Annotated in this window: 26 protein-coding genes and 2 pseudogenes; 3 read left to right on the top strand and 25 right to left on the bottom strand. The window is 46.3% G+C overall.

Annotation, left to right across the window (positions count from 1 at the left end; translation table 11 throughout):
* Positions 1-97: 97 nt before the first annotated feature.
* Complete coding sequence (locus VSQ62_RS32450; protein ID WP_350339915.1) at positions 98-352, top strand: AraC family transcriptional regulator; 255 nt, start codon at positions 98-100, stop codon at positions 350-352.
* Here the strand turns inward: VSQ62_RS32450 and VSQ62_RS12385 are convergent.
* From VSQ62_RS12385 to VSQ62_RS12375, 3 genes are all read right to left on the bottom strand, one after another.
* The gene (locus VSQ62_RS12385; RefSeq protein WP_334635219.1) at positions 239-733 is read right to left on the bottom strand and encodes a Rossmann-fold NAD(P)-binding domain-containing protein; all 495 of its coding nucleotides are present in this window, start codon (positions 731-733) and stop codon (positions 239-241) included. The genes VSQ62_RS32450 and VSQ62_RS12385 overlap by 114 nt on opposite strands.
* Positions 734-1,168: 435 nt before the next feature.
* Positions 1,169-2,887: an IS66 family transposase gene (locus VSQ62_RS12380; protein WP_334635218.1), complete on the bottom strand. Its 1,719-nt coding sequence runs from the start codon at positions 2,885-2,887 to the stop codon at positions 1,169-1,171.
* Positions 2,888-2,907: 20 nt separating this feature from the next.
* Positions 2,908-3,135: a hypothetical protein gene (locus VSQ62_RS12375; RefSeq protein WP_120397181.1), complete on the bottom strand. Its 228-nt coding sequence runs from the start codon at positions 3,133-3,135 to the stop codon at positions 2,908-2,910.
* A 383-nt stretch (positions 3,136-3,518) separates the two neighbouring features.
* Between VSQ62_RS12375 and VSQ62_RS12370 the strand changes: the two genes are divergently transcribed.
* The gene (locus VSQ62_RS12370; protein ID WP_334635217.1) at positions 3,519-4,892 is read left to right on the top strand and encodes an IS4 family transposase; all 1,374 of its coding nucleotides are present in this window, start codon (positions 3,519-3,521) and stop codon (positions 4,890-4,892) included.
* A gap of 117 nt (positions 4,893-5,009) precedes the next feature.
* On the opposite strand, the gene VSQ62_RS12365 is transcribed toward VSQ62_RS12370, so the two are convergent.
* The 12 genes from VSQ62_RS12365 to VSQ62_RS12310 form a co-directional block, all read right to left on the bottom strand.
* A complete protein-coding gene (locus tag VSQ62_RS12365) occupies positions 5,010-5,480 on the bottom strand; it encodes a hypothetical protein (RefSeq protein WP_334635216.1) in 471 nt (156 codons plus the stop codon).
* 77 nt (positions 5,481-5,557) lie between these two features.
* A complete protein-coding gene (locus VSQ62_RS12360) occupies positions 5,558-5,929 on the bottom strand; it encodes a hypothetical protein (protein WP_334635215.1) in 372 nt (123 codons plus the stop codon).
* Positions 5,930-6,000: 71 nt separating this feature from the next.
* A complete protein-coding gene (locus VSQ62_RS12355; RefSeq protein WP_334635214.1) occupies positions 6,001-6,147 on the bottom strand; it encodes a hypothetical protein in 147 nt (48 codons plus the stop codon).
* Between the two features lie 26 nt (positions 6,148-6,173).
* Positions 6,174-6,653, bottom strand: coding sequence for a 23S rRNA (pseudouridine(1915)-N(3))-methyltransferase RlmH (gene rlmH / locus VSQ62_RS12350; RefSeq protein ID WP_334637646.1), 480 nt, complete (start codon positions 6,651-6,653; stop codon positions 6,174-6,176).
* 34 nt (positions 6,654-6,687) lie between these two features.
* On the bottom strand, positions 6,688-7,464 hold the full coding sequence (locus VSQ62_RS12345) for a ZIP family metal transporter (protein ID WP_334635213.1): 777 nt from the start codon (positions 7,462-7,464) through the stop codon (positions 6,688-6,690).
* Positions 7,461-7,937: a hypothetical protein gene (locus tag VSQ62_RS12340; RefSeq protein WP_334635212.1), complete on the bottom strand. Its 477-nt coding sequence runs from the start codon at positions 7,935-7,937 to the stop codon at positions 7,461-7,463. The genes VSQ62_RS12345 and VSQ62_RS12340 overlap by 4 nt, the downstream gene beginning before the upstream one ends.
* Positions 7,934-9,463 carry a Y-family DNA polymerase gene (locus VSQ62_RS12335; RefSeq protein WP_334635211.1) on the bottom strand — a complete coding sequence of 510 codons (1,530 nt, stop codon included), beginning with the start codon at positions 9,461-9,463 and terminating at the stop codon, positions 7,934-7,936. The genes VSQ62_RS12340 and VSQ62_RS12335 overlap by 4 nt, the downstream gene beginning before the upstream one ends.
* A 108-nt stretch (positions 9,464-9,571) precedes the next feature.
* Complete coding sequence (locus tag VSQ62_RS12330; protein ID WP_334635210.1) at positions 9,572-10,789, bottom strand: metallophosphoesterase; 1,218 nt, start codon at positions 10,787-10,789, stop codon at positions 9,572-9,574.
* Complete coding sequence (locus tag VSQ62_RS12325; RefSeq protein ID WP_334635209.1) at positions 10,777-12,666, bottom strand: DUF975 family protein; 1,890 nt, start codon at positions 12,664-12,666, stop codon at positions 10,777-10,779. Before VSQ62_RS12325 ends, VSQ62_RS12330 begins: the two co-directional genes overlap by 13 nt.
* Before the next feature lie 130 nt (positions 12,667-12,796).
* Positions 12,797-13,945 (bottom strand): M20 family metallopeptidase, encoded by a 1,149-nt coding sequence (locus VSQ62_RS12320; RefSeq protein ID WP_334635208.1) that lies wholly within the window; start codon positions 13,943-13,945, stop codon positions 12,797-12,799.
* Between the two features lie 29 nt (positions 13,946-13,974).
* Positions 13,975-14,466 (bottom strand): hypothetical protein, encoded by a 492-nt coding sequence (locus VSQ62_RS12315; RefSeq protein ID WP_334635207.1) that lies wholly within the window; start codon positions 14,464-14,466, stop codon positions 13,975-13,977.
* Positions 14,467-14,470: 4 nt separating this feature from the next.
* The gene (locus VSQ62_RS12310) at positions 14,471-15,316 is read right to left on the bottom strand and encodes a DUF3100 domain-containing protein (RefSeq protein WP_334635206.1); all 846 of its coding nucleotides are present in this window, start codon (positions 15,314-15,316) and stop codon (positions 14,471-14,473) included.
* A 259-nt stretch (positions 15,317-15,575) separates the two neighbouring features.
* Here VSQ62_RS12310 and VSQ62_RS12305 point away from each other — a divergent pair, with 259 nt between their 5' ends.
* Positions 15,576-16,520: a DUF1177 domain-containing protein gene (locus tag VSQ62_RS12305; protein ID WP_334635205.1), complete on the top strand. Its 945-nt coding sequence runs from the start codon at positions 15,576-15,578 to the stop codon at positions 16,518-16,520.
* Between the two features lie 163 nt (positions 16,521-16,683).
* Here the strand turns inward: VSQ62_RS12305 and VSQ62_RS12300 are convergent, their stop codons facing one another.
* The 10 genes and pseudogenes from VSQ62_RS12300 to VSQ62_RS12255 all read right to left on the bottom strand — a co-directional run bounded on the left by VSQ62_RS12300 (position 16,684) and on the right by VSQ62_RS12255 (position 24,115).
* A complete protein-coding gene (locus VSQ62_RS12300; RefSeq protein ID WP_334635204.1) occupies positions 16,684-17,901 on the bottom strand; it encodes a PucR family transcriptional regulator in 1,218 nt (405 codons plus the stop codon).
* A 98-nt stretch (positions 17,902-17,999) separates the two neighbouring features.
* Entirely contained in the window at positions 18,000-19,187 is a 1,188-nt protein-coding gene (locus VSQ62_RS12295; RefSeq protein ID WP_334635203.1) for an MFS transporter, read from the bottom strand.
* An 18-nt stretch (positions 19,188-19,205) separates the two neighbouring features.
* Positions 19,206-20,024: a GNAT family N-acetyltransferase gene (locus VSQ62_RS12290; RefSeq protein WP_334635202.1), complete on the bottom strand. Its 819-nt coding sequence runs from the start codon at positions 20,022-20,024 to the stop codon at positions 19,206-19,208.
* Between the two features lie 54 nt (positions 20,025-20,078).
* A pseudogene (locus tag VSQ62_RS12285) lies at positions 20,079-20,551 on the bottom strand (anti-phage BREX system Lon protease BrxL); the annotation flags it as partial.
* A gap of 22 nt (positions 20,552-20,573) precedes the next feature.
* Complete coding sequence (locus VSQ62_RS12280) at positions 20,574-21,068, bottom strand: PglZ domain-containing protein (RefSeq protein ID WP_502957747.1); 495 nt, start codon at positions 21,066-21,068, stop codon at positions 20,574-20,576.
* Between the two features lie 21 nt (positions 21,069-21,089).
* Entirely contained in the window at positions 21,090-22,598 is a 1,509-nt protein-coding gene (gene pglZ / locus VSQ62_RS12275; protein WP_334635200.1) for a BREX-1 system phosphatase PglZ type A, read from the bottom strand.
* Between the two features lie 205 nt (positions 22,599-22,803).
* Positions 22,804-22,977, bottom strand: a pseudogene (locus tag VSQ62_RS12270) (ATP-binding protein); the annotation flags it as partial.
* A 219-nt stretch (positions 22,978-23,196) separates the two neighbouring features.
* Positions 23,197-23,412: a DUF3791 domain-containing protein gene (locus tag VSQ62_RS12265; protein ID WP_334635199.1), complete on the bottom strand. Its 216-nt coding sequence runs from the start codon at positions 23,410-23,412 to the stop codon at positions 23,197-23,199.
* The gene (locus VSQ62_RS12260) at positions 23,409-23,879 is read right to left on the bottom strand and encodes a DUF3990 domain-containing protein (protein ID WP_334635198.1); all 471 of its coding nucleotides are present in this window, start codon (positions 23,877-23,879) and stop codon (positions 23,409-23,411) included. The genes VSQ62_RS12265 and VSQ62_RS12260 overlap by 4 nt, the downstream gene beginning before the upstream one ends.
* The gene (locus tag VSQ62_RS12255; protein WP_125126256.1) at positions 23,876-24,115 is read right to left on the bottom strand and encodes a DUF3791 domain-containing protein; all 240 of its coding nucleotides are present in this window, start codon (positions 24,113-24,115) and stop codon (positions 23,876-23,878) included. The genes VSQ62_RS12260 and VSQ62_RS12255 overlap by 4 nt, the downstream gene beginning before the upstream one ends.

Genomic DNA, 24,115 nt, shown 5'->3' with positions numbered 1-24,115 from the left:
ATTTTTCCTTCGCCAACTTGGTTAGGCCCTTCCATAATTGTAAACGATTGTCCCTGCATAACATCCTGATAATGAGAATAATCCTTCGTTTCGTTAAATGAAGAATCCTATCGCTCTGAAATACGGATTTTCAGATATATACTACTTTTCCAACTGCTTCAAGCAACAATTCGGCATATCTCCTACAGGGTTTCGCGAAAGAGAAACCCAATTGCTATCTCCGTGCTGCGTTCACTCTTTACAAACAGCTTTCGGTAAAGATATTATTATCTTTCGCACATTTGAGCAAGCCGTCTATAACAGTGCTGAATTTTACACCATACTTTTTAGCTTTACCACAGTTCATCCATAAGTTATGCCTTGGAGAACTATCTTCTAATCTCACTTTTTTACCCAATAATTCAATAAATTCCTGAGTAATATCATACATCGATTTTGTTGTTTCACTTCCAAAATTATATATGCCGCCCGGTAAAGCAATTACTTTTTCCATGTTTTCCGCTACTTCCTTCAAATATGTAATGCCCCTGAACTGACTGGAACTAAATGAAACCGTTACTTCTGCATTGATAATATTCATAAAATAGTTTGATTTTTTCAAATAGTAATCATACATCCATATTTCTATCTTATGTTCTGCATATATATTTCCTGGTTTTACCGTATCCTCACAATATGGGCCTTTTTCATTACATCCGCTGTAAACCTGATCGGAACTAAAGCAGATTAACAAGTATCATTAAATCCTCCAAATTCACTATTGTTCGTTGCGCTAATCATATGACGCGCCAGTATGCTTATAAATCTTAGCTTTTCTGCACTTTCCGGCCTTCCTTAAAACTTCGCCTTTACATATGATACGGTGCTCCATATCATGCCTAAGTGCAAAAATCTCATAGTATTACTCATACTTCGCAACCTGAATTTGTGCTGTGTTAGTTGAAAATACAGAGAAAATCAAAAATAAAAAGGTATAAGCACTCTGTTTTTGTTATAATGGAATTAGCCGAAAACCATTTAAAAACGGAGGCTTATACCATGAATAGCATAGCAGAAATCTTTGATAATAGCAAACAACTCTTAGATAGTATTGAAAATTTTTTTGATAAGTAGTTACTTTTCACACCCACGCCATCTGTATAATAAAGAAAAGGTTGCTGCTTTGGCGTTAAGCTTTAGCAACAACCTTTTCCTGTTTTAGTTTGGGCGGGCGTTTCCGTTCATATATTTCTGATATCTTCTGATATACATCTACATTTTGTGAGCGTAACAAATAGACTATGCTTAAGCCATTACAAATATCGTTTAAACTTTCTTGGCTCCGCAGAGTAATTGCCTGCTTCTGTTTTCGTTTGTAGACTCTTGCCAATCTTTCACATAGGGAATTATTGGCTGGAACCCGTTTGTCATGCAGGAACAATAATTCACTTTCTTTATATTCCCTTAACCGGAGAAATAGATTATACCCTTCCCTATAATACTCAGTCGGCGGCTCATCCTGATATTCTTTCTCCGCCTTGTTCAGGATTTCGTCATACCTTTTCTCGAATCCCTCAACAATTATCGGATCAAGTTCTTTCTCCCCCAACCCATTTCGGTAATGCAGCATCTCCTGGAACAATCCGTGCATCTCCTTGTTCCATTCCAGCTGCGGCTCATTCTGCTCGCTTCCGATCAGATAGCGGCAGTCATGCTGGGTACACTCCTGATGTTTTGTTCCATAACGGTAAAATGTCTTGTCATGGTCATGCAAGACAATCCCAACATAATTCTCAAGCGGCGTTCCTTCTATTCCTTTATGCCCTTTTTTCTCCCTGCCTATATAAAGTGCCACATCTGCGATCGGGGATGCAAGTATAAGGACCTGCGCACTGTGCCCATTTACAGATGCGTTTGTAAAATCTGCATTCATGACCGGAGACTGCATTAGTTTCTTTATAATCTCTTTTTTCTCTTCCGCTGTTTTCTCTGAAAATTCCCTGGTAAGACCATTGATCATGCCGTCGGACAGTTCGATCTCGCCTTTTGTCAATTCTGAGATTAGCTTTCTTATTTTTCCATGGGATACGTTGCATTCATTGCTCAGGAGAAAGGCAAGTGCCTTCACCGTCCCGTCATAGTTCACTTCATTGATATATCCTTCTGGAAATGGAGCATGTACACGGGCTCCGGTTCTTTTGTCACGGTATTCCTTTGTCGTATATTCCATGACCGCTACAGACATCTGGATGACCACTTTCTGTTTCCGAATGATTTTTCCTGTCTCATAATAATTCTCTTTATCCAGGTATTTTGCAGGCGCAGGGATTTCATGTGTCTCTGTTACGGCATGGAGCTTCCTGCGGTGTCCGGCATGGCCTGGCTGTCCGCCTGGTTTCCGGTCAGTTTTTACCCGGCTGTTCGGGATTTTTTTCCTGCCGGGTTTCTGCTGGGAAGAGGGGATGGATGAATTCTCAAAATCCATATTGACCTGCGCAGTCAGTTTTTGGTTCAGGCCTTTTTCTTCCTCCAGTTCAGCCCCTACCCTGTAGAATTCCTGTCTTATATCACGGCATTTATCTAATGCTTCATCTCTCTGGCGAACAACTTCCAGATTCTCTTTTTTGAGCTTTGCAATGAGACGGTCCTTCCTGTCAAGTTCTTTCTGACATTCGTGGTAAAGATCATCATTTGCTTCCATCCATTGCTTCCGGACAGACCGGATCTCCTTACGTGCCTGTGCTAATTCTTGTTTTAATTCCCGGATATTTTTTTCAAGTTTCCGAATAATACTCTTATATTCTTCTTCTAATTTCCGGTATCTCTCGCCGGATTTAAATTCGGCGATCTGCTGTGCCAGTGATTTCACTTTGTACTGTAATGCACTTGTATATTCAAATGGATTCATCTGTACTCTCCTTTGATGAATTAGGGGCGGGAATCTAATACCTGTGCCATCGTTCTGCTTAATTCTATTGTCTCTTCCAGTTGTAATGTCAGCATGGAAATATATTCTTCTTTCTGTTCAAGAAGCTCTTCCGAAGTCCGAATGCATTTTTCCTGGATTCGGATTACATTTTCTGCTTCTTTAAGAGCATTCTCCAATTTAGAGATCTGTAATTCATATTTTTTTATAAGTGATGTTTCTTTACTCATTGCTGCCTCCGCACTTGTAATAAAAAAAGTATAGCAGAAATCTGGAAAAAAAGCGAATGAAGGAAATCTGGTATTCGTCATTTTGCCAGGGATAAATCGTTGATTTTTCAAGACAAATGGATATCAAACCACGCAGAAAAAGATGTGAGAAGGGGATTTTAAGACGAAAAACAGAAAGGAGAAAATGTTATCCACAAGAAATACCTGAGGACAAAATATTATTAACATTTTGTCCTCAAACGTATCATTTACTGTGGATAAAAATTTTTTCAATTTCAGCACATTTACCAACACTTTCTAAAAAGCCTATTACTGGCGTGGGTGTGAAAAGTAACGATAAGTACATTGGTCGTCCCCTTCTTAGGAAATGTGGTGTCATAAAAATGGTCGATGACATTTTTGTCAACAGCGGGATGACATACTTTGATAACCCGATTTCCCGTCTGCTGGGTGATCTGAAACAATCACCCGTCCTTGAGAAAGTTGTGAGTGCCAAGGATCTGCTTATCGACAAACTTCTCGTGTGTTTTGCCCCTGCAAGTGCGTATCTGATGTTTAAGACGGACACATTCTTCCGGGATTATAAGCAAGACACATTTTACCGTTTTGATAAGCTTCCCGGAGCTAACTGGGAAAGGCTGCAATTGGAAACAGCAAAAAATGTCATTTTAGATATAGAGTCACAGACCACAGACAAACATATCAATGCTCTGATTTTTGATGATTCTTTATATGCGCGGACCGGCGGAAAGGGAACCGAATTATGTGCCAGGGTTTTTGACCATAATGATCATAAGACCCGTCTTGGATACCGCATGATGACTGGTGGATGGACAAATGGAGAGACATTCATTCCTTTTGCACAGTCCCTTTTGTCAACGCGCGATGAGAAACAAATGGTTGGACCCAATGTCCGAATCGATTGCCGTACACTACGCGGAAAGCGCCGGGCAATGGCAAAAACAAAGGGAACCCTTGTTGTCCAACATATGGTAAAGCAGGCACACAAAGCAGGGATACCATTCGATTATGTCCTGTTTGACACATGGTTTTCCAGTCCATCCCAGCTGGCTGCGCTCAAGGGGATAGGAACAGATGTCATAGCGATGATCAAAAAGAACAGCACGAAATATATCTGGAGAGATCCCGCAACAGGCGAGGAGAAAAAACTGAATGTAAAAGAAATCTACAGCAGGAACAAAAAGCGCAGGGGGCGTTCCAGATACCTCCTGTCTGTAGATATTATCATTCCTGACAGTACCGGGAATGCCATGAAGGCAAAACTGGTCTACGTACGGAATCACAGCAACCGCAAGGACTGGGTATGCTTTGTATGCACTGACATGACCTTAGATGAAGAGAAAATCCTCCGTGCGTACACGATGCGCTGGAAAATTGAAACCTATTTTAAAATGTCAAAGAGCTATTTAAAACTTCGTACGGAATGCCACAGTACAAGCTATGATGCCATTACTTCACATATGGTAATCGTTGCAATACGGTACATGATACTGGCAATTGAGCGTTTCCAAAATACAGATAACAGAAGTCTGGAAGAACTGTTTTATGAGGTACAGCGGGATATCATAAATGAAATGATGGACTGTGCAATCATTCTCATTTTGGACATCATGCTGCAGAGTGTGAAACAGCATTTCAAAGCTTCGGATGAACAGATCAACGGACTGCTCTGTACATTTATCGGCAATCTCCCCACACCGTGGAGAGAACGCTTTACTATGCCCAATGCGGCATAAAGCTATTTTATTTTTACTATTGCAAGGCTTATAAAATCGTAATGATAAGCAGTTTTAGGTTGCGAAGTATGAGGTATTATTTCAGACAGAACACAAAAAATGCTCTGCCTGAAATATTTAACTTATTTCTTTCAAGTACATTTCTGCAGTTTCTTCTGTCAGGCCAAACTTTTCACAGATTTGTTTCAGAATAACGTCACTTGATATCTGCAGCTCTTTCAGTGTTAAAATCATTGCTGTGATTCCTTTATCAATTCCCTTCTGAATTCCCTTCTGAATTCCTTTCTCCTCCACACCCTTACTTAAATTACACATAAGCGACACCTCACTTTCCAATGTCTGAGTCATTCTGATATGAAAATCTTCCTCCAATATCTGGCACTTGTTCTGTGAACCTGTCTCCGTGGACAGAAGCACATTCAACAATTTCAATAAATCCGTACCCGAATCCGTCTCTTTCCCAAGACAAATCATAACAGCCGCCATCAAATCATAATCCGCTTTTTGTTCCTTTACACTACCCACCAGATTTTCTTCCGCAATGTAATAACGAGTAATGCTGTTTTCACGGCTCTTTGGCGGATTCATACAAATCCATATGCTGTATACTTTTTTGATATTCTCATAGTGGGAATTTATAAACTCTGTTCCATATTGGGCGGAAATCATCCGGCTGCAGTAATAGTATTGATAATTAAACGAATCAATTCCCCGGATATAGGAGCTGTCGCAAGAAAGCGGATATCATAGGTCACAGTCCCCTCCGTCAGAGAAGTATCTTCATTTCCAACTCCCTGTATCATAGAAACACGGTTGGATTCATCCAAAGCGACTGCCGCTTCACCCACCTGCGGCGTGCCCTCAATATATTTTTCCGCAATCTCTTCCACATCACAGCCACGATATTCTTCCAGGCAGTTCTTCATAATCCATGCTAAAATAATCTTTTCCGAAAGCAGCCGCTTGCAGGCCGCGTCATAGCTGGCTTTTTCATCAGCCACACGGATATTTTTTGCTATGGTAGTATCTGTATTCACGGCCTCACCTCCTGCTTTTATTTGTATTTTATCATATTTTTTAAGAATAGGCCAATATATTTATCCGTCTTTCAAATACTGTTAGGGTTGCCTAAAATCCATTTTAGCGCAATCGAAAAATCTTCTGTTATCTCAACCATCACGTCGATTACAAATTCTCTGCCTTTTCGAGTATCTACCGCCATATAATCAAGGAACGCTCTTAATTCATCACTCACATCATAACCTCTGCAAAACTTCACCCTTATTTGTGATATGGTTCTTTCTGAATGATCCGATAGCTTCTGTATATCTGCTCCAACAGAATCACTCTCATCAACTGGTGAGGGAATGTCATCCTCGAAAAACTCAGCGCAAGATCCGACTTCGCCAATACGTCCCTCCCAAGTCCGATCGAACCGCCGATAATGAAGATGATATGGCTCTTCCCCTGCACGCCAAGCGTCTCGATCTTCTCCGCCAGTTCTTCTGACGATAACTGCTTTCCCTGGATCTCAAGGGTAATCACAAAAGCATCCTCCCGAATATACTTCAATATCCGCTCCGCCTCCTTAGCCCGTATCGCTTCCTCCATGGTTTCACTGACATGATCCGGCGTCTTCTCATCCGCGGTCTCTATGATCTCCAGCTTACAGTATTTGCCCAGCCTCTTCACATACTCCGCAGCAGCGTCCCTCAGATACCTTTCCTTAATCTTTCCCACTGTTATCAGCGTAATCTTCATAACTTCCGAATTCCCTTTCCATATATCCCATACACTATCCAAGCGCCACATCCAGTATCATCATCAACACGAACCCGGCTGCAAATCCGATGGTTCCAATATTACTGTGCTCTCCCTGCGCCGACTCCGGCACCAGTTCTTCTACCACTACATAGATCATCGCTCCGGCCGCAAACGCAAGAAGATATGGGAGGACCGGAGTGATATATGCCGCAAGCAGCACCGTGATCCCTCCAGCTATCGGCTCCACGATGCCTGATAATGTTCCGTACAAAAATGCCTTCCCTCTGCTTCCTCCATCGCTTCTGACCGGAAGCGATACGATAAATCCTTCTGGAAGGTTCTGAATGGCAATTCCGATCGACAGAGCAAATGCCCCTGCAAGCGTCACATCGGCATTATGAGTCAAAAGCCCCGCAAACACGGCGCCGCTTGAAATTCCCTCCGGTATATTATGGATGGTGACTGCCAGAATAAGCTTCGTAGATTTGTTCAGCGAACTTCTGGGACCCTCAGACTTCTCACTTCCAACATGAAGATGGGGAACGATATGGTCAAGCAGCAGCAGAAAACCAATTCCCAGAAGGAATCCGACTGCTGCCGGAACAAATGCAAATCTTCCCATATACTCTGACATATCCATTGCCGGGATCAGCAATGACCACACAGAAGCCGCAACCATCACCCCGGCTGCAAATCCAAGCAGTGACTTCTGAAGCAGCGGTTTTAATTCATGCCTCATAAACAGGACGCACGCCGCGCCCGCAGCCGTCCCTATAAACGGAATAAGTATCCCAAGCAAAATCATCATATACGCTGTCCTCCCTCTGTATCTGCAACCTCATCTATAGGATCTTCCTTCCCCTCTACAATATCGGTAATCTCATCGATCGGTATCTCCGTTCCGTCCGTCAGCACCACCGTCCGCTCATGTTCCCTGATCTTCCTGACGCATCCGCTGACCGTCACATAAGCCCCTCCCGGCTTCTTTGGATCCGGCACAAAATAGGTAATGGATACGGAAGGCTCCAGGTCCAGATGCTCATAGATATTCTGTAATTTACCGTCCAGAACCGCCTTGCAGTTCTCATCGATCTCTATCCGCTCCTCCGTCAGCCGTGCAGTCTCCCTGACTGCCTCGTGATGTCCCGTCAAAGCCGCAAACGGGGCAAACTGCGCCGCCCGGTCCTCAACGGGCATATGCGGATGCGTCCCGGATACATGGTGCGCCAGATCGATCATATCATCATACTTATGAATTTCCTTATATCTTCTTAGCTTCATGCCCTATGTCCGCCGATCTGCTGATTCCGCTCCATTGCTGTCGCACCCTCCAGCAGATTCGTTCCTTTCAGTATCGCATTCTTCCCATATTTCTTCTTAATATCCAGCATAGCCTGCTGCAGGCTTCTCTCCCGTCTTCTCTCTTCCTCCTCCGCCTCCTGCTCTCTTCGCAGAGCAGCATAGTCCGTAAACAGATCCATCTGTTCGAAAACGGGTTCCTTCACAACCGACTCCTCGTCCACCACATGATTGGCTCCCAATGTGATCCTTCGAACTAAAAACTTGGGATTGACGATCCTGTCATATAATTCCAGCACAGCCTTCACGATCATCTTCGTAGAGGAAGTCTGTCCTGCAAGATTCGCCGTCCCATGAGCATGCTTGGGAACCGAACGGCCATAGCGGTCCATTGTGATCTCACCTCCGTAAGAGCGCTTCACATCCGGGTCTGACAGTGTCTCTCTGTCATAGCCTACTGTCAGAACGATCTGATCTGTAACCAGACGCTTGTCCACCAGATTCAGTACAAGCATCTCCGTCATCTCCCTGACAATAATCCGCGCTTTTTTTGCAGTATACGGTTCATGTAGTACCTGCCCGGAGCTTAAGCAATTCACACTGGGCTTATACGCCTTGATATCCTTCATCGTGCAGGGTTCCCATCCCCATGCATGGTCGATCAGAAGCTCCGCATTGATCCCGAATAATTTGTAGAGCAGATCCTCATTGTAAAACTCATCCGCTCTCCCGATGGAACATCTCGCCACATCCCCCATGGTAAACATGCCGTGCTCTGCCAGCTTCTTCGCATACCCTCTCCCGATACGCCAGAAATCCGTGATCGGCTGATGCGCCCACAGGATCCGCCGGTAGCTTTTTTCATTCAGGCTGGCGACCCGCACGCCGTTCTTATCCGGCGGAATGTGCTTTGCCACAATATCCATGGCCACCTTGCACAGATACAGATTCGTTCCGATTCCTGCCGTAGCCGTAATCCCCGTCTCAGCATGGATATCCTGAATGATCCTGCCTGCCAGTTCGCGCGCCGTCATCTGATACGTGTTCAGATAATGGGTGACGTCCATCATGATCTCATCGATAGAATATACATGACAATCCTCCGGCGCGACATATCTCAGATAAACTTCATATATCCTCGTACTATAGTCCACATAATGCGCCATCCTCGGCGGCGCAACGATATAATCCAGCGCTTTTTCCGGCGACGCCTTTAACTCTGTGTCATCGTACGAAGCGCCGTCAAATCTGCGCTGCGGCGCCTGGCTCTGCCTCTTCGCGTTGACCTCCCTCACCCTTTGCACTACCTCAAACAGTCTCGCACGGCCTGAGATCCCGTAAGCTTTCAGAGAGGGCGATACCGCCAGACAGATCGTCTTCTCTGTACGGCTTAAGTCCGCGACAACCAGATTGGTAGTCATAGGATCCAAACCTCTCTCTACACATTCCACAGAAGCATAAAATGATTTCAAATCTATTGCAATATACGTGTGGTTATGCTCTGACATATCATCACCCCGCCCTTTGTCAGCACATATAGTTCTCTGTTCACAATAACAGTATGTCCACATCTGTTTTTTATTATCATACCAGAACTTATGTTTGTTTTCAACAGCTTATAAAACCTTCTGCCCCTCAAATTTCACAGTGACCGAACAGATCTCAGCGATCGTACCGACCCTCATATCAGGTCCGAAGATCCCCACCCCTGAGGTCACAATATTGTGCATATCGTCCTTCTTCAGATACCCGCAGGCATTCTCCCACATCAGGCGGACCGTCAGAGTCCCCGGAAACATCTGCCCGTCATGGGTATGTCCGCACAGATCCAGGTCCACTCCTGCGTCAGCCAACTCCTGAAGCTCCTTTGGCTGATGATCGATCACAAAAACAGGCTTCGACAGATCCATACCTTCCGTGATCTCTTCCGGCGTCTTTCTTTTATCTATCCCCCGTCCCGGGCGCTGCCTGTCCGGCCGGCCGTACAGATAGATACTGTCCGCGATCAGCACCGACTCGTCGCGAAGCAGTGTAACTCCTGCCTTATCAAGGAATTCATCCATCCTGATATCACTCTGCTTCTCTTGGCCGTTTCCCCCAAAAGTAAATCCTGCTAGTATCTTCTCGCTGATATCATGATTCCCATAACAGGCATAGACGCCGTATCTGCTCTTAATCCCCTTAAAGATATCGATCAGCTCCTCTGGATCCTCTAAAGCCTCATACTCATTGTCGAAGATGTCCCCGGCTATCACCACCAGATCCGGCTCCTCCGCATTGATTCGCTCCGCCATCCTGCGAATGTGACTGCATCCGATATTATAACCCATATGCAGGTCGGCCACCAAGACCACCTTCATCTGATCTATAGATCCGGCATCCTTGTGTATTACCGTCTCATATCTCGTCGTATGGATGATCCTTGCATTGACCACTCCCCACACGCCCAATGCCGTGACGGCAGCGGCGCAGAAGATTCCCGCCGCTGCAAATACCCTGCGGCTTGCCAGCTTCTCCTGATCGATCCGTCTGCACCTCTTAAGAATCAGACGGATGGCATCCGCCGCCGCAACGACCAGGATCACATGCAGCAATATTCCAAGCCAGTAATTCCCCGACCTCACGAAGAAGCGTTTAACCGCACCTGTCGGGAGAAGGAAGCCTACACCCATAGCCGTGGCAAAAAGAAGGTACACGATAACCACCGCGAACCAAAACCATTTAAAATATTGATGAGAATCTATTCTCAGACATTTCTTCACCCACCGGTACATCCATCTCGCAATATAAATATGAACCAATACATATAATGGGGATAAAATTACTGCCAGCATATATAACCCTCCTGTGTTCCGTAATGTCCCTGCTGATCCACCCATACCGCAGGCTCATGCAGGTCAGGAAAGCGGCTCTGGACTTCATAGTCCGTAATCCCGTCCCCTTCATTGGGATGCCCGGCAGAATAAACCGTATCCGCAGCATACATCCCCAAAAGGAGCAGACAGCTCCATACTAAGACCTGCTTCCTGATTACCCGGATCCGGTTATCCAGAAGCGGCGCCGCGATGTAGACGAACACCATTCCCCCGATCCCGAAGACCAACAGCCCTTCCGCACATATCCTGCCGTTCAGGTTCAGGAAATATCCGCTGTAGTCCCACCATTTCATCCCGTCATAAACCACTTCCAGATAATAAGATGTCCAGTATTCGACCATTCCGCATACGAATATGATGCAGAAGAATTCCTTAACCGGACTGCTTCTCACCCGGTTAAGCAGCGTAAGGAGCAGAACTCCGCCCGAACCATAGATCGGAAGCCACGGCCCGTGAAGAGCGCCGCGGTTCACAAACACTCCGTCCAGCACCAGATGAAGGCTCACCTCCCAGCACCATCCGATAAAGGAAAATATAAAAAACAACAGCACCAGCGACCAGACCGAATAACGCCGCATATAATGAAAAGTCTCCACCCTCTTCTGCTTCGCCGCCTCCGGGAACCGGGACAGTCTGCCGGGATACATTCTTCCCTCCGCCGCATCCTTAAGCATGCCGAGCCGAACCTCTCGTTCCCTTCTCTCTTCGTAGGCACGCTCTTCCTGTGAACTGCCAAGCAATATACCGAACCAGTCAGCAAGGACTCTTCGACTCCCTCCCGGCCTCTCTTCCTGAAGTTCAGTGTCTTCTTCCCACTCCAGCACATCCATGTATGCTTCCCACAGTACGTCATCCGCTGCCCTCTCATACAGATATCTGTCATTCAGCAGCTCTGTCCCCAGGATCCCCGACTCTTTCGCCTTCCCGCGCAGTCTCACATAATATTCACAGAAGGACGCCGACTGATAGGGAAGCGAATAGAACACCTCCGACAGCCCAAAGGTGCACGCGCCCAGGATACTCCATCCGATAAAAGAACAATCCAGCAAAAAGCGCTCCCACTTATGCCCCCGCATCATCCTCCTTGACAGCGTAATAGCCTCCCGTCCGGTAAGGTCCGGATTCTCTGCCAGGATATAGGGAACCTGGGAATAAGAATAGTATTTGATCACACCGCCTATGACCGTCAGCATCCACAAGGCCTGATAGATAGTGTACTTAAGCATCGCCAGTGATACTTTCATCCACCTCTTCACACGCAGCAGAAATACAAAACGCTGAGCCGGCAGCTTATCGTAGATCCTTCCTTCCAAAAACATCCTCGCCGAGATCACCGTATATGTGTTGACGATCAGGAAATTGAATCCCAGCACACCTGCGAAAGCCAGCATAATAAGAATCAGGCTTCCCAGATTCTTTGAGCCGGATAAGGAATTGATTCCTGATACAAACATAACGAACAAAGAGCCGGACGTTATCCCATTAACGATCTTAGATAACGCGCCCCGGCTTCTTCCCAATATTCTGTTCTCCTCCCCCGACCGCTCTATTTCCTCCTTCTTAAGAGCCTCCGAGAGCTGTCTTCCCTCCTCCGTGTTCCCGGACATGGTCTGGTTAAGCACGTCAATAAGCCCTGTATTTCCCACTGCTACTCTTGTGTCCGTCTTACCTTCCGCAGCTGTCCCAACACTTTCGGAAGAATACATCCTCACAAAATTATCAAAACTCGAACTCTGCAATCCCAAAAATACTGCTATCAGGCTCACCATCACCAACATCATGTAATGCTTCTTAACTGTCTGCCTCGCCCTGGTCTTTATCTCTTTTCTAGTCATGGCTCTCCTCTTCCGTATAAATCACTAAAAAGGTATAAAACCCTCTGCGGCCTTATACCTTAAATATAGATTTGTTATTATCTTTTATCCCGACATTATTATATCAGCAGGCAGATACAGTGTAAAGCTTTTATTTATTTTCCTCCATCAATACGTCACATGCGCTGAGCGCTAAGAGCTGCACGGAAGTGTGAAGGTTCTTCTTTCCTTCCTCCCCGCCTGACGCAAGAGCAAATTCTCTGGTATGCGTACCCACATTCTCCTTAAGCTTCACATAGAACTGGATCGACGGAATCTCATGAGTCACATTTCCCACATCCGTAGAACCGATTCCCTGTGTCAGATCACGCTCGATGTAATCCTCTCCGATCAGTTCCATATTGCTGCGCACATACTGAACCAGTTTTTTATCATTCCGTATGTCCTTAAGAATCTCTCCAAGCTGTTTCTCCTCCACCTCGGTTCCCGTGGCGATCGCCGCACCCTTTGCACAATTACGGACGATCTCCACAAGCTCCATCATATATTCATAATCCAGAGCACGGATATTGAACACCGCTTTCGCCTCGTCCGAAACCGTATTATGCGCTGTACCGCCCTCGGTAATGATTCCGTGTACTCTACTGTAATCCTTGAAATGCAGGCGCATCATATCTACCGCATGGAACATCAGCTGTACGCCGCTTAACGCATTGGCCCCGTTCCACGGACAGGCAGCCGCATGAGCAGGTTTCCCTCTGAAGGCAAATTCCATCGTCACACAGGCAAATGATATGTCATCCGGCACGGACGTCTCCATAGGATGCATCAAAAGAGCCGCATCTACTCCCTTAAACACTCCCTCCCGAACCATGATCGCCTTGCCGCTTCCGTTCTCCTCCGCAGGAGTTCCAAGCACCTTCAGAATTCCGCCAATTCCATACTTCTCCATAGCTTCCTTAAGTACGATTCCCGCACCTGCCGCAGAAGTGCCGATCAGATTATGTCCGCATCCGTGTCCGATCTCCGGGAGACAGTCGTATTCTCCCATAAGAACCACCGTCTTCCCCGGTTTCCCGGAATCATAGACCGCTTCAAAGGCTGTCGGCAGGCTTCCGACCCCTTTCGTCACGTCAAACCCATGCTTTAAAAGGAGCTCACAGAGCGCCGCCTGTGACTTGTATTCCTCAAACGCAAGCTCCGGGTGATTGAAGATGTAGCTGCTCGTTTCCTCAAATTCTGTCCTTTTCTCATCTGCTGATGCAATGATATCCTGCTTGATCCTCTCGATAGATTCCATCTCTTTTACCGCCTTTCTGCTAAATTATATTAAATCATTCCGTTCAACGCCAGTACAATATTGGAAATAAGTGCCGAACCGAAATATGTCGACGCCATAACGACAAATGAGATAATGACGATCTTCCAGCTCAATTTCTTGAAGACTTCCAACTGCTCTCCCACCGCGATTCCGGCGAAGGCCAGAAGCGGAAGGCCTACCAGCCCGAATGTATACGCCCCCAGAGTTGTTACGATAAAATCACCGACCGGAGACACAGGGATCGTCAGCACGAACGATACCAGCGTCGCCCATGCGAATCCCGGAAGATTCGGCCTCTTCACTACATTTTTCAGTACAATGGAGACCACCACCATCGCAAAGCTGACAAGCGTTGCCTTGCCAAGATCCGTAAGGCTGTTCCCCACCGAGACTATATGGATTACCGCAATGATACCGTAGATCACGATAACGATCTTAATCTGCTCCAGTATATTCTCAAATGTCGTCATTTCTTTTTCTGTCTGTACCGTATTCGCCATCTTTCTAAACCTCCTCCGGTGCTGCTTTGAATAATTTCATGCGGAGTCTGCTGACTGCCGGATTGACATGCCGGTAATACCAGTTCGCAAGCGGAAGCGACAGGAACATTTCCACATATACCCCGGTTACTGCCGTCAGAAGCCCGCTCGTTGCGGAATATGCAAGGATCTGTTCTGTATACATCGCCGGCGCTGCGTCCGCCAGCGCTGCCGTTGCGGCGTTCATCATAGACGCGCTTCCCATTCCTGACGCCATCGCCAGCGCATAAGGATGGAAGCCTATGATCAGCCCGACCGGAGCCAGGAAGGAATAGAATAATGTTCCAAACACGCTTCCGCTGATATAAGTTCCGAGCGTCCCCATACCTTCTCTGGATTCCAGACCATACTTATCACCGATGATACCAAGCGCCGTATCACGGCACAGAGAGAAGGTTCCTCCTACCGCGCTTCGTCCAAGCCCGATCAAAAGTCCGAGAGGCAGGGCGATCAGCATCGTCATCATATTGCCGGCTTCCTGAAGGATCAGCGCCGGTCCCGCCTTCAGTACGATTCCGATCTGCGGCCCCGCGTTGATTCCGAACATAATTCCCAGCGGATAGAGTGCAAGCGACAGCAAAAACGGCGCCCTCTTGATCTCCGCGCTGCTGATGATCTTTTTCAACGGCGGTATCACCTTCCCCAACAGCATTGGTGATAACAGTATTCCCATAATAATGACCCAGATCATCGTCAGGATCGTAACACCGATTCCCGCCACCTCGAATTTCAACGGTCCGATCAATTCCGCAAGTACGCATAGCACAACCGCTGCTATCATACAATTTACTGTACCCGTTTTTTGTTTCATTTTTGATTTCCCTCCATTCTTTCACTTCTTGCACAAGTATAGCATTGCCATTTTTTAAGCTCAACGCTTTCCATGCACCAGAAAAAAACCATTTTTTGTGCACCGTGCATAATATCCTTTGCCTATATATTCTTTTATGTGCATAACGCCCAATATCTCATTCTCTTTTTTAGGCATGAACCGCATCGACTTTCAAAATGCCCGGTGTTAGACTAGCGTATAGAAAACATCACAGAAAACAGAAAAGAGGGAACGCAACATGTTATTCAAACAATTGATCGATGCATACGAAATTATAGACAGCAGCCGCGCAGACGGCGAACGAGTCGCAGATTATCTGAAAATGATCCGTCCCAGCGCTCAAATCAAAGTATATCCCCTGGTCGGACCAAAGGGTTCCACCGATATGCTTAAGGTCATGATCCCGGGAGTGATCGGCAAATCAAAGGGCGGCAGCGCTCCGACGATCGGCCTTCTCGGAAGGCTTGGAGGCCTTGGCGCCAGACCGGAACGGATCGGGTATGTATCCGACGGCGACGGCGCGCTGGTCGCCATCGCGCTTGCAGCCAAGCTCCTCAGTATGCAGAACAAAGGCGACTTTCTGGACGGAGACGTGATGATCTCCACCCACATTTGCCCGGACGCTCCTACCGCTCCGCACAAACCCGTACCGTTTATGGGTTCGCCTGTGGAAATGTCCCAGGTCAACACAGAAGAGCTCTCACCGGAGCTGGACGCGGTACTGTCCGTTGATACTACCAAAGGAAACCGTATTATGAATGCAAGAGGATTCGCTATATCCCCTACGGTAAAGGAAGGCTATATTCTGCGCACTTCCGAAGACCTGCTGGATATCATGCAGATCACCACAGGCAAGCTGCCCCGCGTATTCGCACTGACACAGCAGGACATCACTCCTTACGGCAATGACCTCTTTCATATCAACAGTATCCTTCAGCCGGCAACCGCCACAAAAGCTCCTGTCGTAGGCGTTGCCGTCACCACTGAGACGGTCGTACCCGGCTGCGCGACCGGAGCAAGCCATATGGAGGATCTCGACGAGGCAGCAAGGTTCATGTTAGAGACAGCCAAAGCCTTCGGAAAGGGCACGTTAAAATTCTACGACGAAGATGAATTCTCACGGATCCAAAGCCTCTACGGCTCTATGAATCATTTTCAGACTCTCGGCGCCTCACAGAAGTAAGCATACCCGCCGGACGGACAGACTCCGTTCGGCAAGGTATAGATGAATGGATGGAAGTCCATCCGCCCCGAAAGGGGCATGAATTACAGGATGCCCGATAGGGTACAAAAAAAGAGTCCGGCAGTTATACTCCTTCTGCCGGGCTCTTTTGATTGCCCATTATTCACATAAATCTTCTTAAATGAAGCGCAAGGGATAATTCCAGTATACTGTTCGGATCCGACAGATTATATCCGGTCAGATGCTCGATCTTCTTGATCCGGTACATCAGCGTGTTCCTGTGCAGATACAGGCTCGTCGCGGTCATATTTCTTGCTCCCAGATGATTCACAAATATCTCCAGCGTCTCCAGAAGATTGCTCTCGTTCTCCTCGTCATATCTGATCAGCGCATCCAGCTTGCTTGCCGCATAATCCCGGCAGACCTGCTGCTTGCTGATATCCTTAAGCATCCTCCAATAGCCGGCCTTCTCGATACACACGACCTGCTGCCCGCTTTGACTTCTGGCGATCTCCACCGCATCCCGTGCCTCCCGGTAGACATCCTGGAACGCCTGATAGGAGACGCCCTGTCCTGATACGCCGACGGTCATATCACAGCCGCTTCTCTGTGAAATATACTCCTGGATCCGCTCAAAGCATCCCTGATCGAACTCCTCTTCCGCCTTCAAGATACACGGAAAGCTTCCGTTGTTAGATAAGACTACTCCTGTGCATTTCTCGGCGGACAGCCCTTCTCTGATGTTGCCTTCTATTTTTTCCAGCTGCTCTTCCACTTCCTCTTCTGGAAGCCCCTTAAGCCTGTCTCCTAACTCTTCCGCCTCTATGAGCATGACCCGGTACGGCGGCTTAGGCCATCTCTGTTCACTGATCCGAAGATTGCTCTCCTCTTCGTATGTGACGTTACCGGTCAGGAGGTCTATAAAAAGCCTCTTGTCTGCCTCACGCCTGTTATACCTTGCAAGCCGGGACTTCATCTTGTCTATCAGGTTATTTTGTGATTTTACCAGTGCTTCCATCACTGCATAATTCAGCTCAATAAACGGAAGCTCTTCCGGCATCAGGATGATCGGGAAACGGAACTCCTCAGCCAGCTCTAATGCGTCCTTTAGATACTGTCCGATAAACCGCGACTTAATCGCAAGCGCGGCAGCCTTAGCCTTGTTCAGGTTACGGATCAGCGCGAGTATCTCTTCCCTTGTCCCGCTGCACGCGTAGCCGGTCGTAATATAGATCACGTTCGGGCGCATCCATGCCGTCATATCGGGAATCTCTATACAATCCACATAGCGCACGACTCTGTTGAGCCTCTCTTTGCCCACTGCAAGGGTACATCCCTTTGCCTGTGCGATCTCCAATACATCCTTCACTGTAATTGCCAATCTTACCACCCTCCTGCCGAATCGGCTCAATGGTTTCCTCCTTGACTGCACTGTTTCCATCATAACAGACCCTTACAGCAAAATCAAGAGACGATGTATTATGCCGCTTCAGACTCTATCTTTCTGCAGAGGATAATTCCGATCAATAATATCAAGGGAAACAAAACCGCTGCCAGAATCCCCTTCTTCAAGTCGTCACCCAATACACCGGACACCATTCCGACCACCGTCGGCCCGCCGGAGCAGCCCACGTCTCCGCCCAGGGCCAAAAACGCAAACATAGCCGTCCCTCCTCTCGGCAATGCCGCTGACGCCTTGCTGAAGGTTCCCGGCCACATAATCCCAACCGACATCCCGCAGACCGCACAGGCTGCCAGGCTAAGCAGCGGAACCGGTATAAGGGAAATCCCCAGATAAGACAGAATACACAGGCAGCTGCTGTAGATCATGAACTTCTCCAGATGGATACGGTCACCGTATTTCCCGTAGAATAACCTGGACGTCCCCATCAGAACCGCAAATGCCATCGGCCCGGCCAGATCACCCGCCGTCTTAGAGATCCCAAGCCCCTTCTCCGCAAATGTGGATGCCCATTGGCTGACCGCCTGTTCGCTTGCCCCTGCGCATATCATCATGATAAGCAAGACCCAAAATACTTTGATCTTAAACAATTTCTTCAGCCGTAACCCCGTCTCTCCCTCTTCCATCAGCGGTGCGATCGGGACCTTGGTAAATGCAAAGGCATTCGCGATCGGGATGAGCGCCCATATCACCGCCAGTATTTTCCAATTCTCAATGCCTGCCGTATAAAAAAATAATGTTGAGATCAATACAACTCCCGCATGGCCCCAACAATAAAAAGAATGCAGCATACTCATCGCCTTCTCTTTATTATCCGAGGGACACGCCTCCACGACCGGACTGACAAGAACTTCTAAGAGCCCTCCGCCGACAGCATAGATCATGACCGCGATTAAAATCCCGGCAAAAGGAGACGGCAGCATCTCCGGCAGGACCGTAAGCAGTATCAATCCGGCCGCCGCTAACACATGGGCTGCCACCATCGAAATACGATACCCTATCTTATCCACAAATCCGACCGAAAGAAGGTCGACCAATAACTGTATTCCGAAGTTAAAAGTCACCAGAAGCGTAATCTGGGACAATAAGATATCATAGTTTCTCTGGAAAAATAAGAACAGCAGCGGGGTAAAATTGTTAACTGCTGCCTGCACGATATAACCTGTGAAACAGGCTGTGATCGTTTTATTATATTGATTGTCCATCTTCATTGCCTCTTAAATCTATCTCTTTATTCTGGTATAAATCTCCCGTTCATCTTCATGATGAATATACGCACCATTTTTCATCTGTACTCTAAGCGATGCAGGATTATCCTTGTGAACAGACATATAAATCTCATCCTCACGAATCATCTGCCACGCCTTTTCTACCGTCAGTTTCAAGCCTATGGAGGCGTACCCCTTTCCTCTGAATTCCTTCTTGATCCCATATCCTATATGTCCTGCACCTTTTGCCAGTTCCTCCGTAAGCCAATGCCGTATTCTGAACCATCCGACAATAATATTATCTTCCCACAGGAAAAATTCTGTCTCCGGCACCCATCCTTCCTGAAGTCCGACACCCTTCGCCGCATCGATATAACCCGGCAAAATCTTGTATGTAAATTCATCTTTGGTGCATCCGGCTTCAGGATTTGTAAACCCAGTCTCGTTCTCGGGAGTGCTTGTTACAAACTCATATTCTTGCTCTAAATCTTCCATATTTGCTTCTTTTAGATATAGCATATTGTTTCCTCCATAGTTTAAGTCTGCATTTCCCTTTACAGGGAAAATTACGCATGTGACAGTTGCCTCGTCCGTCGTAACGGTTCCAAGCTGTATGTAATACTTAGGGACTCCGTTTTGAATAAAATGCATTCTGTTTGCTGATACATTTGCCAGGATTTTTCCATCCTGCATAAATGAATACGGAATATAGTCGCCCTCAAAATATCCTCCGGCCATCCAATCTTCAAAATCAAATCCATAGGTCTTCTGTGTTAGTGCATTTAGTTTATGCCGCAGCATATCATTTTCCATATAATCAAAAATGAGTTCCATAATTCAGCCTTTCTTTTTATATCAATTTCTCAATCTGATCAAGGTCCGCTTCCGAAGTCCGACAAGTCCAACCGTCTTGCGTCCCATATTATAAAACAGGTTTGCCACCGTCGTTTGCCCACCGGAAATCAAAATACTGTTTGGAGAAATTTCTTTGTAGAGGTGGGACTTACCAGTGCTTTATTGTCGCCTTCCACTTCATAGTCCAGCTGAACAATACACCAGATACCACCGCAGAGCAACCGGTCAAACTTTTCTGGATATTCATCTGCAATCGGCACATTGCCAACTCCCAGATTAGAAAACTCTGCAAAGAAGCAGTCCTTTTTCATATCCAGGCGGACTGTCACCATATTAATGATTGTGTGGCTGCCTTTTTTTCGCAGCTGAGAAAGAATTTTCTGCGATTCGTCTGGGCGTACAAAGTTATCCGCAAGAATATGCTTTACATTCTGTACGCCTTTCTCGATGACCGATTCATCATCCGAACTACAATACTGACCTAACAGAAACTCAAGCACATAGACCGTTTCCATCCTCCTACGGTACTTAACTAAAGAAATCAAACTCATCCACCGCAAAAGCGATGTCAATCTGGAATGGCTCACGCTGCGGCATCTGCAATCCCTGTTCGTCTGCAATGACCAGATAATAAGCAGCAGTATTGCTGTATTTCAGAGATTTCAGATTAAACTGACAACAGAAAGTACGCTCTGCACCATTATCGCTTGTCTTATCTGCAATAATCTTCTGAACATCACTAATCTGCCTGCCATTTTCATCCGTAAAGTAAACCTGATAGGTAACTGCTTCACGGTTGGCGCCAACAGCATCCTTCTGATAGAAATTCAGAGAAAAAATCATATTACTGATTTTACGGTTTGCTGACAGCAGATTAACCGTTACCGGTTTCGTATCATATTTCTGCTTATTACGTTTATACTCCATAGAATCGTTGCGGAGATAGTGATACTCGATGACCGGAACAACCATTTCCTGCAAGCTGATACCGCCATGCACAAAGTTCATGCCGCCGCCATTCATCTTAATACGAATGAAGATACTCTACATACTGCCAAGAGAAACCTTACTCTGTGTTTCTCTGCGAAGCTGATCTGCCATCGCTGCCGCCACTTCATAACGCATAGCGTCCGAAATAATCACAAATACCCTGGTATCTGAGGTTTTGATGCGAGAACAATAAAATTCTTCCTGTTGCGGTACTTCCAGAACCTTGCCATAGGCTGCCAGTTCGTCTGCACACACATCCGACCAGTTGTTACCCAGTTCACCTAAGAACCAGTGCGTATAAAGTCCTTCCACTTTATCAACAACGTGCTTGAACAGATCGTCCAGCAGAATATTGGAAGTCTCCAGGCTCTTTTGGAAACTCAAGTGGAACAAACGGTAGTAAGTGTCCATCTGATAATAGCTTTCGGTGTATTCCTTCCAGATGCCCTTTGCTTCTGCGGTATGGAATCCGGCAGAGTGTTCCTTGAAGAAGTTCTGCATATTTGCAACCTGCAAAATACCGTCATAAAAATTCTCAAACGGCTCATACCATGCACAGGTTCTACGTTTCTCCACCGCTCCCGTAATGGTATCCACATCAATGATATGGTCGCTGATTTCGGTCATCAGCTTTGTCAAAATCACTTCATTGATGCACGGGAAGCACTCTGTACCAACCAGATCTTCAACCGTCAGTTTTTCAAACCGCTGACGCAAACGTGCCTCATCTTCCACATATCTTGCCACATCATAAAGCTGCCCAATATCGTTACTATGAAGCCATTCCGAAATGAAATCGTAGCAATACGCCTGGTGCGGCATGGAAATAAATCCGTCCAGTCCGGCAAGATATTCCTGCCGCATGGTACGGGTAGCAGCAGTCAGCAGTAAATGAATTGCCAGCCGTCCAAGATCAGGTTCTTCCTCACAAAATCCGCATCCCTGGCGAACCATTGCCCAGAATGTACCGTCTGCATGATACTTTACGAAATCCTGATAAACTGCATTGTGATTCAAATCAAGTCCTGCACGGAACACACTGCGTAAAATCTGGTTGGGCTGTGCGTCCTTCAATCCGCAGATTGCCGCCATAACAGCCATATGCAGCTGTGCCGGAGTTGCCGGAACTTTATTCTGAGCGCTGATTTTCAAACGACGGTCTTTCGCATTGAAATAGGCACGATAATGTTTCACCTGCTTTCTCATGGCCGGATTCGATGCAAGTCCCATCTCATCCATCCAAATAGAAATCAAATCCGCCCGGAACTCCTCGCTGTAAAGCTCTATATCTAAAAGCCAGTTATCATCCGGGCGGTTGTACGCCAGCGGACTGTAAACCAGATAGTTTGTGGTCAAATCGTCTACTGAAAGCAGCTTCTTCACAGAAAATGCGTTGTTTCCAGTCAGTGCAACCACCTTTGCATTTTCAAGCACCACCTCGTCCAACTTGTCCTCAAATTCTTTATCTTCGTCATACCAGAAGATGATACGACGCTGATAAAATTCCGGTAATGGAGCAGCAAACCGTCGGTTCAAGTCTTGTATTACTTTGTCGGTATCCATGCCGCGCCTCCTATCTTTTCTTTATAATAAGCCATTTTGCTTTTCTTCTGTTTCCTTGCTGTTCGAGTATGCCTTGTTCTTTTAACTCTGCAAAAACGTCATTTTTAATGTCATTAGCGCCAATTTCAACGCCATCAATGCCGTTAGTATCTGCATTAACGCCATTTTTGATATTATTGTCGTAAGCAAATGCATGAGCAAGAGCTGTAGCCCCCAAGTGAATGTTTCGCAAGACAAACTGAAATGCTTCATCTATTTGCTCCCAAAGCGGGCCGGGATATTCTCTACGGTCAACAAATACCGCTTTTGTTGTACCTTTGAACACACCACATTGTGTTGTGGCATGAAGTCCTCCGTTGCCAGTGAAAATGGCATAGGCAACCACATACTTCATATATTTGATACTTTTCTCCGGCAGTGTTTCTTTGAACTCCACATTCTTTGATTCACCTGCAAGATTTTTTTCTATGGTCATGATAACACCTCGCTCTCTTAGGTAGTATTGCTACCTAATCACTTTAAGTAACTTTCTGTTTCTGAAGAATCCGATTGCCGATAAATTTTGGACTCACTGAATCCAAAATCTACTAACAGGCAATTATTCCATATTCCGAATATATTCCTGTTCCAGTTCATCTGCCAAATATACGTCACTCATACAGTGCATATCCGATATGCCATCTCGAATCAACTGATAAACCTCAGAATGATAGAAAAAACTCAATGCCGCATCCAGTGAAAGTCCCTGCTGTTTTGCAAAGCACTCAATGACACGACAATATTTTTTTTGAAGCAAAATTGGATTTGCCGTCATAATCTTTCACTCCCTTCAAAATGCAACAAAGACAGTGCTTTTTCTGTGCAGAAACAAATTTGCAGATTCGGCCTTTCATAACTCAGACGATTGATGGCTTCTGCTTTATCAATCAGTCCGTCAAAAAACAGTTCCACTGTATTGAATACCTTATCATTGGCAACACCACCAAATACAAGGTCATAGTTGGTCATATCTTTTCCGCTACGGCAGTTCAGAATAAAATCAAGCCATTCCTCGGAATAAGAATCGAATTTCAAAACATTCAGTTCAGTTTCCCGGCTCTCATCATACTCATATTTTGAAATAATACCATCTTTTCCTCGACGTTTAAACTTTCCACACCACTTTGCAGCCTGCTCATACAGCGGTGTGACATAAAAGCCACGTCCGAAGTCTAAATTGGGGCGGGAATGAACCAAATCCGGCTGTGAAATTTCTAAAAAAGAACCATGATAGAGAATCATACTTCCACCCCCTTTTCCTTCATTACATCAAGGAGATCATTCACGATATATTCCCGGCTCTGGGTATGCAATACTTCGTATTCCGGCACGATATAACCGTTCAGAATATCGCTCTTTTCGGCAAACGCCTGATAAACGCGCTCTGCATCCACAGCCAGCTTTGCCGCAACATTTTCAATACAGAAAACGGCAAACTCAAGCTCGTTGGAATTTTTAATGTTCTCATCCGTCATCAT

The sequence above is a fragment of the Sporofaciens sp. JLR.KK001 genome (assembly GCF_036941055.1).
In the GTDB taxonomy this organism is placed as follows: Bacteria; Bacillota; Clostridia; order Lachnospirales; family Lachnospiraceae; genus Sporofaciens.
Note: the sequence above shows the minus strand (reverse complement) of the source record. Positions and strands in the feature narration are given on the sequence as shown.